Consider the following 13,882-nt stretch of genomic DNA (forward strand, 5'->3'; position numbering starts at 1 on the left):
ACCGGCTCAAGCACGATGGCCGCAGGGGTCACACCCATCTGGCGCAACTGCTCGGCCACCAGGAAGCGGTGTTCCTCGTTGCACAGGATGACCGGGGCGGTCGCGCCCGGCACGGCCATGGCGCGGGCCACGGTCTGCTGGAACATGGTCCTCTCGCCGGCCAGCGGCAGGAACTGCTTGGGGTAGAGCGTCCTCGACAACGGCCACAGGCGCGTCCCGGAGCCGCCGGAGAGAATGACTGGAATGAGCATGCAGGTATCCCTTATGGCGCGCCAGTTCACGCAGTGCAGGCGCAGTGCTTGGGAAAGGTTTGGATAGGATGGTTAATTCGCTTCCGACTGGTTTTCACGCTGCCAAGCATACGTCAAGCCGGTGCCTTCATCCAGTGGAAACAACTTACCGGCACTGGCGAATGTCCTGCCGCCCCGTGCGTCCATGACGGGAAGCGTCTGCCGTCTGGATCGGAAGTCCGCTTGCCCGCAGGCCTGCCCGGCATTATACGCTGCTCATGCACATACCTGCCCTGCCCCCTCTGCCCGCACTCCGTCAGCCGGAATTCCTGCCCATGACTCGCCCGGAGCTCAATGCCTTAGGCTGGAACGAAATTGACGTGCTGCTGGTCACGGGCGACGCCTACGTTGACCACCCGAGCTTTGGCATGGCCCTGTTGGGCCGCTGGCTGGTTGCCCACGGCTTCCGGGTGGGCATCGTGGCCCAGCCGCGCTGGGAGGACGAGGCGGATCTTTTGCGCCTGGGCCGGCCCAGGCTATTCGCCGGGGTCACGGCCGGCGCGCTGGATTCCATGCTGGCCCACTACACGGCCTTCCGCAAGAAGCGCTCCGACGACGCCTACACGCCCGGCGGCCAGGCCGGCAATAGGCCCAACCGGGCCTGCATCGTCTACGCCAACCTCGTGCGCCGCGCCTTTCCCGGCCTGCCGGTTGCGCTGGGCGGCATCGAGGCATCCCTGCGCCGGGCCACGCACTACGATTTCTGGACCGACGGGCTGCGTCGCTCCATTCTGCTGGACGCCAAAGCCGAACTGCTCTGCTACGGCATGGCCGAACGCCAGGTGCTGGAGATCGCCCGCAGGCTCCACGCAAACGATCCGCGCGGCTTGGCAGGCATTCCCGGCACCGTGCGAGCCGGACGGCGGGATGAACTCCCGCAGGACGCCGATATCATTGAGCTACCCGCGCACGAGGCCATTCAGGCCGATCCACGCAAGCTCATGGAAGCTACCCTGGCCATGGAGCGGCAGGTGCACGGCACGAGCGCCTGGGCCGTGCAGGAGACAGGCGGCCGGGCCGTGATCATGGCTCCGCCGGCCGCGCTTCTGGACAGTGCCGAACTGGACACCCTGTACGCCCTGCCCTTCGCGCGCCGCGCGCATCCCGCCTATAGCGAACCCATTCCAGCCGAGGAGATGATCCGCGACAGCGTGACCACGCACCGAGGCTGCGGCGGAGGCTGCTCCTTCTGCTCCCTGGCCCTGCATCAGGGACGGCGCATCGCCTCGCGCAGCCGCGAGTCTGTGCTGTCGGAAGTCCGCGCCATTGCCGTCAAAGCGGGTTTTCGCGGCAGCATCAGCGACCTGGGCGGCCCCAGCGCCAACATGTGGGGCGCGCGCTGCACTCTGGCCGAGGGCGAATGCCGTCGATCGAGCTGTCTCACGCCCAAGGTCTGCACGCAGCTGCGCATGGATCATCGCAAGTGGCTGGCGCTCCTGCGCGAGGCCAAGGACACGCGGGGCGTAAAACACGTGCGCGTGGCCAGCGGCGTGCGCTACGACCTGGCCATGCAAGAGCCCGAGGCCCTGGCCGATTTCGTGGCGGAGTTCGTGGGCGGGCAGCTCAAGATCGCTCCCGAGCACGTGAGCCAGGAAGTGCTCGCGCTCATGCGCAAGCCGGGCGTGGATGTTTTCGAGCGGTTGCTGGAGCTATTCGAGCGCGCCTCGCGCCAGGCGGGCAAGGAGCAATACGTGGTGCCCTACCTCATGAGCGCCTTTCCTGGCTGCGAGGACAGGCACATGGACGAGCTCAAGGCCTGGCTAGCCAAGCGCGGCTGGAAGCCCCGGCAGGTGCAGTGCTTCATCCCCCTGCCCGGCACGGTCGCCGCGGCCATGTACTTCGCTGGCATCGACCCCAAGGGCCAGCCCATCCCCGTGGCGCGCACCGACGCCGAGCGGCTGCGCCAGCACGGCCGGCTGGTCGGCCCGCGCGAGGAGCGCGGCGCGCGGCCCGATCCCAGAAGAAAGCCCGACGAAAGCCGCAAGCCCGGCAAGGCGGACCGGCCAGGCCGAGCCAAGCGTAAGCCCGGATAAGCCAGTCTGCATGCGAACTGGAGAGGGGCGTTGCCCCTCTCCAGACCTCACCCCACCAGGGGCGGACGCGCCCCTGGACCTGCGCAGTTCGTGGGCGGATCTATTTAGAGCAGATCGCATTTAAGACGCCCGCTCCGGCGTTGACGGCGCAAGTGAATTGCGCCTACGCCTACGCGGCGGCAAGCCATGCCGACGCATGGCTTGCAGAGCATTTTCAAAAGCAAAATGCTTTAAAACGTCAGCACCTTCCAGCCCTGCTTGAGCATGTCCGTGAGCGGCTGTCCCGTGTACTGGACAGTCAGGCCGAGTGTCTCCAGCTTCTCCGCGACGCCGTACTTGTCAGCGCAGGCTTTGCAGGCCCACAGTTCGACTCCGGCCTCTCTCAGGCTCTCCAGCTCCTTTTGCAGTTCCGGGCTTTCGCTCAACACCCTGGCCGATGGTCCCCACACCAGCAGCCGCGTACGCCGCCACCAGCCCTTGAATAAGCTGTTGCGGGCGTACATGAAGGCCATGTTCAGGGCCACCTCGGCGTCCGCAGAACTCCAGATGATGCATAGTGACTCCGAGGGCAGGGCGTCCATGTTCGACTCCTGATCGGTTTGCGACTGCGGCCAACTTCTTTGGAAGATGGATTTCTACAGCCAAGCAACGTTGGCCGCGTTGCGGGGCGGGACAAGGCTGTAGCGGTACTTGGGCCATCCGAGCATGAGCGCGCCGTGAACCGTCCTGCCTTGCGGCAGCTCCAGCGCCTCGATCACACCCGCATGGGCCATGGCGGCCCTGGTCAACAGCCCAGCCCAGCAAGCGCCCAGGCCGTGCGCCGCCGCGGCCAGCTCCATGTAGGTCAGGGCGATGGCGCAGTCGGCAGCACCCCAGGTGTAGTCGGCCGGGGCATGGGCTACTGCCACATGCGGTGCGCCGCGCAGGAACACCTCGCGGCCCTCGTCCCACAGTTGCACATAGCGCGGGTGCCCTGCCGCACGCAGCCACTCCATGCCCAACTCGGCCAGGCGACGGGTCTTGGCCGGGTCCTCGACCATGATCCAGCCCACCTGCTGCGAGTTGACGGCCGTGGGGGCCCGGCGGGCGACATCCAGGATCCGCTCCAGCAGCGCATGCTCCACGGGCTTGTTCTTGTATGCCCGCACCGACCGCCGCCCCAGCATGAGCGGCTCGACCTCGGCCACCGTCTCGGGCCTGGGCTTGCGGTTAGGCAGAAAATCGATCATGGGCAAGCGCTCGTGCGACAGAGCGCCCGTGGCGCAGGCGGCCACGCAGTGCCCGCATTTGTTGCAGAAGGCCTCCGCTCCATCCTTCACGACCGGATAGCCCTCGGCATCGGCCGTGATGACCCCGCCTGGACAGACCTCCATGCATATCCCGTCTCGACGGCAGTTCACTTTATCCAGGCATAAAAAGCTCATGGCTTTCTCCTTCATGAAATAGTGTTCGCTAGCTTTCGCTATCCCTTCCTCCTATGCGGATAAAATGGCAAGTACGCACGAATAAGTAATGTAGTACCTCAAAGCATACTATTGAGGTGATATCGAGGGTTGAAGCCGAACGAGGTATGAGGCTGGAGAATGCAGGCCGGAGCGCCCTGGATCCGTGATGATCACGGCGGGTGCAAGGCAATCTGCCAATGCGGTTCGCAAATGAACTGAGCGGGTCCAGGGCGGCGTCACGCCCTGGTGGGATGGGTCTGGGAAGGGCAAAGCCCTTCCCAGTTCTTATGCAATCTGCGCTGAAACGCTCAGGCTTTCTTGTCATCCGGCTCGCAGGAGCGCGCGTCGCTGGCCACGCCGCCCACGTGCTCCCCGTCCCAGGAGCCGCCATCCTCGATAGGCTCCACATGGATGGTCACTTGGCTGCGGTTCAGCCGTTCGTCTATAGCCTGCTCGATGGCCTGGGTCAGGTCGTGTGACTGTTGCACGCTCATGCGGCCGGGCACCAGCAGGTGGAAGTCGATGAACCGGCGCGGGCCGGACTTGCGCGTGCGCAGACCGTGATAAACGGCATTCTTGCCCGCCTTGGCGCAGATGCATTCGTGGATGACCGCAAGCTCTTCGGGCGGCAGGGCATGGTCCATGAGGCCCTGATAGGAACGCTTGAGCAGCCCGACGCCGCTGATCACGATGTGCGCGGCCACGGCCACGGCCATGATCGGGTCCAGGATGCGCCAGGAAGGCGCTGCCCAGACCACGGCCAGTCCGCCCGCAACGCCCACGGAGGTCCATACGTCGGTCATGAGGTGCTTGGCGTCGGCTTCCAGGGTAATGGAGTCGAAGTGGTTGGCCATACGCAGCATGATCTTGGCCACCAGCAGATTGACGGCCGAGGCCACGACGGCGACAGCCAGGCCGGGGCCCAGTTCGCGAAGCGGCTGCGGATCGAACATGCGGCTGACGGCCGCGTAGACGATGCCCGCCGCGGCTACCAGAATGAGCACGCCCTCGGCCCCGCTGGAGAAATACTCGGCCTTGTCATGGCCGTAGGCATGGCGATCGTCCGCGGGACGCATGGCCACGGTCAGGGCCAACAAGGCCAAGCTGGCGGCCGTGAGGTTGACCATGGACTCGGCGGCGTCCGAGAGCAGGCCCACGGAACCCGTGAGCAGCCAGGCCGCGATCTTGAGGGCCATGGTGGTCACGGCGGCGGCCACGGACAGCCAAGCCACGTTCCTAGGCGTCTGGAATAGCTTTCCCATACCGAACATATTGACTCTTTCGCTCAAAAAGGTACAGGCATGAACCTTGGGATATAACCTTTCAGCACGAAATCCTTCACGCCATGAATGTCGCCCAAGAATACCAGCCGCCCCGCTTCCTGACCAACGGCCATGCCCAGACGGTCTACCCCATCCTGTTCCGCAAATGTCGCGAGCTGCCGGTGCGACGGCAACGCCTGGAACTGCCCGACGGCGACTTCCTGGACATTGACTGGCTCACGGGCGGCCACGACCGGTTGGCCTTCCTGTGCCACGGCCTGGAAGGCAATTCCCGCGGCCTGCACACGAGCAATCTTATGTCCCATCTGTTCGCCAGCGGTTGGGACGTGGCGGCCATGAACAGCCGGGGCTGCAGCGGCGAGCCCAATCGACTGCCCAGGCTCTACCACTCGGGCGAAACCGACGACCTGCATTTCGCCCTGGGCGCGGCGCTGGCCGAGAGCGGCTACACCGTGGCCTCGCTGGTGGGCTATTCCATGGGCGGCAACCAGATCCTCAAATACCTGGGCGAGGCCCCCGAGCGTGTGCCGCCCCAGGTGCGCGCGGCGGCCACCTTGAGCGTGCCCTGCGACCTGGAGGACTCGGCCGAGGCTCTGGCCAGGCCGGCCAACCGCGTGTACATGCGCTATTTTCTGCGCTCCCTGCGGAGCAAGATCGCCGCCAAGAAGAAGCTCTTCCCGGACCTGTTCGATACCGAGGGCCTGGCGGGCATCAGCACTTTCGAGGCGTTCGACGAACGCTATACCGCGCCTCTGCACGGCTTCGCAAGTGCGCGAGACTACTGGCGCAAGGCCAGCTCGCTGCCCCACCTGCCGCGCATCCGCGTGCCAACCCTGCTCGTCAACGCCCGCAACGACCCGTTCCTGGGTCCGGACTGTTTTCCCACGAACGAGGCGCCCGGGAACCCCAACCTGCGTCTGGAAGTCCAATGCAACGGCGGACACCTGGGTTTCGTAACCCTGGACGGCACGGGCGTGTACTGGTCCGAACGCCGGGTCGTAAGTTTTCTCAAGGATTATATGCAGTAAATGGACAAGGGCGGACCGCCATAACTTGCAGCCCGCCCCTTCCTGTCATCCCGAAGGTCCTACTATTTTACCTTTTGCGCCGGCGCAGCCTCAGCACGGCCATAAGCCCCGCCAGGAACAACCATTCGGCCCTGAAGCCCGCCTCGGGACTCAGAGTGCAGCCGGAACTTCCGCTGCTCGGTTCGCCACGTCCCGTATAGGGTTTGACGGTCACGACCATCGTGTCGGTAGAGGTTCGACCAGCCTTATCCTCGACCGTCAATTCGAATTCGTACTGGGTTGGCTGGCTGACCTTGGGAGTGATGAACCTGGCCTCGGACTTGTCCCCATCGGAGGGAACGATGTTTGAGTTCAGGCAACGCCAGTTATACTTCATAACGGCTACATCGTCGGTGGATGCTTCGGCATTCAGGTATGCGGTGAAGCCCGAGAAAAGCGAGATATCAGCCCCCGCATTGGCCACGGGAGCATCTCTGTCCACGCCGTAGATGCGCACGCCCGCGGCGCCCGCGATAACGTAGACGCGGTTGCCCGAGGTCGCCAGGATATCGCCCTCCTTGTCCAGGGGCAGGGTCAGGGGAGCCAGTTCAGTGATGGTGTCGCTCTCTACACCCTCCGCATTCTTAACGCGCGTCACGTCGATCACGTGCAGCGTGTTGTCTCCAACTGCGTACACCGTCTGGTGCAGTGTGTTTTCCCCAACTGCGTACACCGTCGGGCCGGCTACGGCCACAGTGGTCGGAGTCAGCGAAAGCGGGTTGGGCCAACGGCCCGTCAGTCGCGCGGCGGCCCCATCAACGGCGTTGGCCACGTCCAGGATGCACAGACCGTCCGCATCGGTGACGTAGGCGTACCCTCCCAACACGGCGACCCTGACCGAAGAATTCAGGCTTCCGATCGAACGAAGCGTGCCAGGGAGTTTATTGCGGTCGATGGCATACAACCCGTCGCTGCCGGCCACGTAGGTCATGTCTTTGTCCATGGCTATGCCCAATCCCAGACTTGGCGGCATTGATGGATAATCCAAATCCCTGGGCTGGGAAGGCGTGGTCACGTCGAGTATACACAGGATGATGCCATTGTCTGGATCACCGTTCGTCATGCTGAGGACGTTATTGACCACGGCTACCTTGCGTGCAGGAATATCCTCATTACCTAACTCTTCAAAAATGGGTGTCGTTGTGATCGTGGACGGCTTTGTCGCGTCCACGAGGTGCAGGCCATCCGGGGCCGTGACATAGGCCACGTTGCCGGAAGCGGCTATGCCCTTGAAATCCTTGGCCAGGGCCACCATGCCCAGTTCTGGAAAGGCCAGTGGGCTGGAAACGTCATAGACACGCACCCCATCGCCATCGGCAATATAGGCCACATCTCCGCTTATGGCGATGCCGCGGGCCAGCCCCGGCGTATCGTAAAAGCTCATCTCCCACAGGCCCTCCATGTTACCGATCTTGCCTACGATACGTAGGCCGCCGTTGTCGTCCGCCACCAGCGTTGTATCAGTACCAGGTGTGGCGTACACTTTAGCGGCAAAACCTGGCGTATCCAGGTGGTCGCCACCGCCGATGAAGCCACCGGACTTCATCTGAAAGCCGTCCGGATCAGTGACATCGACGATGCTTACACCGCTTGCTCCGTCGGCCACGAAGACGATCTGATTGAGCGTGCTTGAATTGTGCACGGTAATGGAAACCTTGTCTCCCCCGGTATCGAAATACAGGTGCTGCACGGGAGTGTTCGTATTGATTCCGGTAATGACGCAAAGCCCTTTTTCGTTTGTGCGGTCCAGGACGTAGAGCAGGTTCCCGACCACGGCCACGCTCGAAACATCGGTGGCATCATAGGTGTGCGTGATCTCCTGCATGCTCGCCGGGTCCTGTACGTCGATGATGAACAATCCGCTTCTTTCGCTCACCACCCCGGCCGCCACATAGGCCCGCTCCGTAGCAGGGTGCACGGCCACTTCCAGAGCTTCGCCCGACATGGGATAGCTTCCGAGCAGTTCGGGCTGGGTAGGGTCCTCCACGTCCACCACGGCCAGCCCATGCCGGCCATTGGCAATATATGCACGGTTATTGACAATATCCAAGTTCCTTGCGTCCGTAAGGCTTCCCACCACGGAACCGATCTCAGTGAACTCGACTTTTGTTACCATCCCGGCATCGTCTGTCTCATACTCCATTGTGATGACGCGCAGGCCGCCGTGCCCGTTGGCCACATACAGCCTTTCCCCACCGTAGAACAGATCATGGACCGCTCCGGGCAGTTGCAGTTCGCCCACTAAGACCGGTTCGAGAGGAGAGAACACGTCAACAGCCTGCAGAACGCTTCCATTACCCAGGAAGGCCACATCGCGCGCGCTGTTCAAGGCAGTCGCATAGCACGGCCCGTAGGGCATGGAGCCGACCTCCACCAGCTCTTGCCCGCCGGCCGGCAAGGTCTGGGCCAACGCCACGACTATGAGGATAGGGATGAGTAGCCTTGAGCTGCAAATTGTTGCGAGACGCATGTTCATGACTCCTAAATTCTGGTCCGTGACAGGCCGATTCCGCCATTTCACTCCAATCGTGCCCGGAAGCACGCTTCTGTTGCCGTAATGCCTTTCGGTCTCCCGTTCATGATCCTGCCTGTGCGCCGGATAGAGGCAGCCTATATATCCACACTCTGTTTTGTCCTGGGCATGTCGCGGACTTCGCACCGCGCTTGTGGTCATACGGTGTTTTTGACAGGCTTGTTCCGGTGCAGGGCGCCATGGCATCGTGCCATGAACCGGCAATCACGTGACCTTTCAAAGGGCAATACTCAACATATCAGGCTTTAACCGACTGCATGGCCTTGAGCAATGCAACTTTAGGCTTATTGTGAGCCGTCTCTGTCCGATTCTTACTTCAACCGTTGGAATGCATTGTGAAATGACTTAGCAGGCGTGATTCTTCTGAGATTGGCAGGAATTAAAAATAACCTGTTTACTACATCAACCAACTTGCTCTATATTCTAAAATTTTACTTGTTATCATAGCTTGCATTGCCTGCAGATCACCATGCGTACTCCGCCGCAGACCCGCATGCCGTTGATCAGCTAATCGCACTTCCGAGTGAGTCCCTTTGCGCTCGCCTCGCGTTGCCTGGCCGCGCGCACCTGTGCTACAAATCTAGAAGATAACCCGGACCCGTGGCAGGAAGCCGAGTCCGCATACCCCGGCCAGGAGTATCCGCCCATGCCAGCCAAGAAGAGGCCGTTCGCCGATGATCCCCTGTGGTATAAGGACGCGGTCATCTATGAAGTCCATATCAAGAGCTTCCGAGATTCCAACGGCGACGGCATCGGCGATTTCAACGGCCTGACCGAGAAGCTCGACTATCTGGCCGACCTTGGCGTGACCGCCATCTGGATTTTGCCGTTCTACCCCTCGCCTCTCAAGGACGACGGCTACGATATCGCCGACTATTACGACGTGCACCCAGACTATGGGACGCTGGACGATTTCAAGCGTTTCCTGCGCGAGGCCCACTCACGCAGCATCAGGGTCATTACCGAGCTTGTCATCAACCACACCTCGGACAAGCACGCCTGGTTCCAGCGCGCCAGGCTCGCACCCGCCGGCTCCAAGGAGCGCAATTACTACGTATGGACCGACAACCCCGAGCGCTACAAAGACGCACGCATCATCTTCAAGGACTTCGAGCCTTCCAACTGGTCCTGGGACCCGGTGGCCAAGGCCTATTACTGGCACCGTTTCTACTCGCATCAGCCGGACCTGAATTTCGACAATCCGCAGGTGCGCAAGGAGGTGCTGCGCGCCCTGGACTTCTGGCTGGGCATGGGCGTGGACGGCTTGCGTCTGGACGCCATCCCCTACCTCTACGAGCGCGAGGGCACCAACTGCGAGAACCTTCCGGAGACGTACGCCTTCCTCAAGCATATCCGCGCCCACGTGGACAAGCGCTACAAGGACCGCATGCTGCTGGCCGAGGCCAATCAGTGGCCCGAGGACGCCGTGGAATACTTCGGCGACGGCGACTCCTGCCACATGGCCTTCCACTTCCCGGTCATGCCGCGCATGTTCATGTCCCTGCAGATGGAGGACCGCTTCCCCATCATCGACATACTGAACCAGACGCCGGAGATACCGGCCAATGCCCAATGGGCGCTGTTTTTGCGCAATCACGACGAGCTGACGCTGGAGATGGTCACGGACGAGGAGCGCGACTACATGTACCGCATGTACGCGCGCGAGAGACGGGCGCGCATCAACCTGGGCATACGCCGCAGGCTTGCGCCGCTGTTGGAGAACGACCGGCGCAAGATCGAGCTAATGAATGTCATGCTGCTGACCCTGCCGGGATCGCCGGTGATCTATTACGGCGACGAACTGGGCATGGGCGACAACTTCTATCTTGGCGACCGCGACGGCGTGCGTACACCCATGCAGTGGTCGGCCGACCGCAATGCGGGCTTCTCCACGGCCAACCCGCAACGGTTGTACCTGCCCATCGTCATTGATCCCGAGTACCACTACGAGGCCATCAACGTGGAGAACCAGGAGCGCAACCGCTCCTCGCTTCTGTGGTGGACGCGCAATTTCCTCGCCGTGCGCAAGCGCTTCAAGGCATACGGCCGCGGCTCCATCGAGTTCGTGCTGCCGTCCAACCCAAAGGTGCTGGCCTATGTGCGACGTTACGCGCAAGAGGCCGTTCTGGTGGTCATCAACCTCTCACGCCACCCGCAGATGGCCAGCATCAACCTACGCAACTACAAGGGTTGCATCCCGGAGGAAGTCTTCTCGCGCATGCCGTTTCCGCCCGTGCGCGACTCGACTTACGTGTTCACTCTCAATTCCTACGGTTACTACATCTTTTCCATGGAGAAGGAAGGTGAGGCCAGACTTGAGCTGGAAGGGCCGCTGGAATGCGCGAGCCTCGGCGCGGGCAGCTTCCTGGACACCGAGATCAAGGCCAGTCTGGAACGCAACGTGCTGCCCGCCTACTTGCAGCTTCGCGGCTGGTTGGGAGAGCGCGCAGGCCAGCTCACAGATTGCCGCATCCTGGAGGCCGTGCCCGTGGGCTCGCCCGAGTCGCCCTCATGGCTGGTCATTACGGAGGTGTCCTTCCTGGATGGCCATCCTGGCAACTTCAACTTCGTGCTTTCCTACGCCTTTGACGACAAGGCCGCGCGCATCCTGGACAGCCAGCCGCAGAACGTGCTTTGCCGTTTCGAGCACGAGGGTCGGCGAGTCATGATCTTCGAGGGCATGCACGAGGAAGTGCTCAATACGCGCTTCATTGGCGCGCTGCTCAAACGCCAACGCATCAAGGGCCACTTCGGCGAGCTGTCCACCACTCCTGGCCGGGATCATCAGGCTATCGCGGATTTGGCCTCAAGCGGACTGCGCGCGACCATGTCCGTGACCAAGCGCGTGAACACGAACATCGTTTTCGGCTCCCAACTCTTCCTCAAGGTCTTCCGCCGGGCCGAAGAAGGTCCGAACCCGGACATGGAGATCTCGCGCTACCTGTCGGACGAGGTTGAGTTCGCGCATACGCCGGCCTTCCTGGGGGCCATGGAGTATACCCGGCCTGGCCGGGATGGCATCACCGTGGCCCTGCTGAAGGAATACGTGCATGCCGAGTCCGATGCCCAGGCCGTGTGCCTGGACATGATAGATCGCTTCATGGAACGCTTGTTGGCACAGCGCGGCGGCCTTGGCGCACCGCAGATACCGGACTCGCCCCTGGCCCTGACCAGCCGCGACCCCACGGAACACATGCGTGGGCTGTTCAGCGAAACCGACGCCGAATTCTTTGGTCTCATGGGCAAGCGTACGGCCGCGCTGCATTTGGCCTTGTCCCAGCCGAGCGTCGATCCGAACTTCGCGCCCGAGCCCTTCAGCAAGCTCTATCAACGCTCGGTGTACCAGGCTGCGCGCAGCGACATCCTGCGCGTGGTAAGCGCCGTGGAGAGCAAGCTCGACGAACTGCCCGAGGACATGTCCAACCTTGTGCAGGCCGTGCTGGAAGGCACCGAGGCCGTGCTGGATGCCATAAAGGGCTTCTATGCGGAGAGGATCGACGCGCTCAAGACCAGGGTCCATGGCGACTACCACCTGGCCCACCTGCTCTATACGGGCAAGGACTTCCTGATTATCGACTTCGAAGGCAAGCCGGAGAAGCATGTGTCCCAGCGCCGGCTCAAGCGCTCGCCCCTGCGCGACTTGGCCGACCTGCAACGTTCGCTGTACTACACAGCCTCCAGCGCACTTACGGAGCGACCCACGGTGCGGCCCGAGGACCGAGCCTTCCTGGCCCCGTGGGTGGAGCTATGGCACCAGCAGGCCTTCGGCATCTTCATGGACGGCTACCAGTGGGCCACCGAAGGGGCGGCCTTCCTTCCCAAGGAACTCCGCCACCGGGAGGTCATGCTGCGCACCTATCTGCTCAACAAGTCATACCTGGAGCTTGGGCGCATGCTGCAGACGGGCACAGGCAGGCTGGAACTGCCCATGCACGCCATCCTGCGTTTCGTACGCTGGAAGGTGTAGAGTAAAATGCCTTAGAGCCGTTCGGTATCTATGGTCGCCCAGGATGTGTTCTTGACCTGAATGAGCAGGCGTTGGGCTTCGGGAAAGTCGGGGCGCATGGCCAGGCAGGATTCCAGCAGCTCCACGGCCTTGTTGCGGTGGCCCAGCATCCAGCGCACCCGTGCCAGGTGGAATCGGGCCCAGGCGTCGTTGGGGTTGAGCTTGATCGCGTTTTCGTAAGCCTGGGCCGCGCCTTGGAAGTCCCTGCCGTTGTAAAGTTTGTTGCCCAACAGCAGGAAGGGGTTCTCGGCATTCGGCTCGTCGGCCATGACCTCCACGAACAACTCCTTGACCTGCTCAAGACGCTGAAATTCGGCGTGCACCTGGGCGGCTTTCTTAAGAAACATACGGCTCGACTGGCGGTCGCCCTTGGCCTCGAAGGCGCGGGCCATGGCCTCGTAGGCTTCAGCGAACAGCGTATTGATTTGGACCGCCTTATGGAAACAGGCGATCGCCTCGCCGTACTCGCCCTTGCGCAGATGCTCCAGTCCCTGCATGTAGTAGGCTTCGGACTGGTCCTGGGTCCTCACGATATCCTCGAACTCCCTGATGGCGTCATCAACGCGTCCCGAAGCGAGCAGATCCTTGGCCTGGCGCAAGCCGCCGGCCTCCTGCTCGTTGCCGGCCGCCATGCTCAAGGCCGTGGACATGTGTTTATGCAGGGTGGCGCCCTGGTAGGGCTTGAGGATGAGGCCGGCGCAACCCATGGATACGGCCTGCAAAAGCATGCGCCGGTCCGCGGATTCGGCGGTGATGACCACGGGAATCTGCCTGGAAGCCGGGCTTTGCTTGAGCCCGCGCAAAAAGGCGATCAGGTCCGTGTCCACAAGCGAGGAGTCGCACAGGACAACGTCGACCGGATAGGACGCGACGTATTTGAGCGCTGCCAGCCCGGAGTCCATGGCGCGGACAAGCTTTAGCGGCAGCCCTTTAAGGTCGGAAGCGTAGCGTTTGATCTGCTCGCGGTCACTGGCGACCACTAGCAGCGACTTGGCAGCCTGTGGGGACTGAAGATTTTGGGGGCTTGCTGAACTCACTTTGATTTCCGTGGTAAAATACATTCACCCATTTTGCAGAGCTTGGCTAGAGCTTTGTTGGGCAAGTCACCCATGTGAAACAGCCACCACGGTTCTAGAGCAGATTGCTTTTAAGACGCCCGCTCCGGCGTTGACGGCGCAAGTGAATTGCGCCTACGCCTACGCGGCGGCAAGCCATGCCGACGCAT

The 13,882-nt window shown here is 62.2% G+C and carries 9 protein-coding genes; 3 read left to right on the plus strand and 6 right to left on the minus strand.

Features of this window, described 5'->3' with window-relative positions:
* Positions 1 to 251: sugar phosphate nucleotidyltransferase (locus tag H585_RS22255; protein ID WP_154658860.1), on the minus strand; the 251-nt coding region annotated here is incomplete at its 3' end.
* Between the two features lie 257 nt (positions 252 to 508).
* On the opposite strand from H585_RS22255, the gene H585_RS21715 reads away from it, so the two are divergent.
* The gene (locus H585_RS21715; RefSeq protein ID WP_034628412.1) at positions 509 to 2,323 is read left to right on the plus strand and encodes a YgiQ family radical SAM protein; all 1,815 of its coding nucleotides are present in this window, start codon (positions 509 to 511) and stop codon (positions 2,321 to 2,323) included.
* Positions 2,324 to 2,553: 230 nt separating this feature from the next.
* Here H585_RS21715 and H585_RS0117540 read toward each other — a convergent pair whose 3' ends face one another.
* From H585_RS0117540 to H585_RS0117550, 3 genes are all read right to left on the minus strand, one after another.
* Positions 2,554 to 2,904 (minus strand): DsrE family protein, encoded by a 351-nt coding sequence (locus H585_RS0117540; protein ID WP_027368780.1) that lies wholly within the window; start codon positions 2,902 to 2,904, stop codon positions 2,554 to 2,556.
* 54 nt (positions 2,905 to 2,958) lie between these two features.
* Positions 2,959 to 3,747 (minus strand): nitroreductase family protein, encoded by a 789-nt coding sequence (locus H585_RS0117545; protein ID WP_027368781.1) that lies wholly within the window; start codon positions 3,745 to 3,747, stop codon positions 2,959 to 2,961.
* Positions 3,748 to 4,076: 329 nt separating this feature from the next.
* Positions 4,077 to 5,039 (minus strand): cation diffusion facilitator family transporter, encoded by a 963-nt coding sequence (locus H585_RS0117550; protein WP_027368782.1) that lies wholly within the window; start codon positions 5,037 to 5,039, stop codon positions 4,077 to 4,079.
* A 74-nt stretch (positions 5,040 to 5,113) separates the two neighbouring features.
* Here H585_RS0117550 and H585_RS0117555 point away from each other — a divergent pair, with 74 nt between their 5' ends.
* Entirely contained in the window at positions 5,114 to 6,079 is a 966-nt protein-coding gene (locus H585_RS0117555; protein WP_027368783.1) for a YheT family hydrolase, read from the plus strand.
* Between the two features lie 67 nt (positions 6,080 to 6,146).
* On the opposite strand, the gene H585_RS0117560 is transcribed toward H585_RS0117555, so the two are convergent.
* A complete protein-coding gene (locus H585_RS0117560) occupies positions 6,147 to 8,588 on the minus strand; it encodes a PKD domain-containing protein (protein WP_027368784.1) in 2,442 nt (813 codons plus the stop codon).
* Positions 8,589 to 9,297: 709 nt separating this feature from the next.
* Between H585_RS0117560 and treS the strand changes: the two genes are divergently transcribed.
* Positions 9,298 to 12,618: a maltose alpha-D-glucosyltransferase gene (gene treS / locus H585_RS21720; RefSeq protein ID WP_034628416.1), complete on the plus strand. Its 3,321-nt coding sequence runs from the start codon at positions 9,298 to 9,300 to the stop codon at positions 12,616 to 12,618.
* Positions 12,619 to 12,629: 11 nt separating this feature from the next.
* Here treS and H585_RS0117570 read toward each other — a convergent pair whose 3' ends face one another.
* On the minus strand, positions 12,630 to 13,694 hold the full coding sequence (locus H585_RS0117570) for a tetratricopeptide repeat protein (protein ID WP_244432611.1): 1,065 nt from the start codon (positions 13,692 to 13,694) through the stop codon (positions 12,630 to 12,632).
* Between the last annotated feature and the right edge of the window lie 188 nt (positions 13,695 to 13,882).

It is taken from the genome of Desulfocurvibacter africanus subsp. africanus DSM 2603, assembly GCF_000422545.1.
In the GTDB taxonomy this organism is placed as follows: Bacteria; Desulfobacterota; Desulfovibrionia; order Desulfovibrionales; family Desulfovibrionaceae; genus Desulfocurvibacter; species Desulfocurvibacter africanus.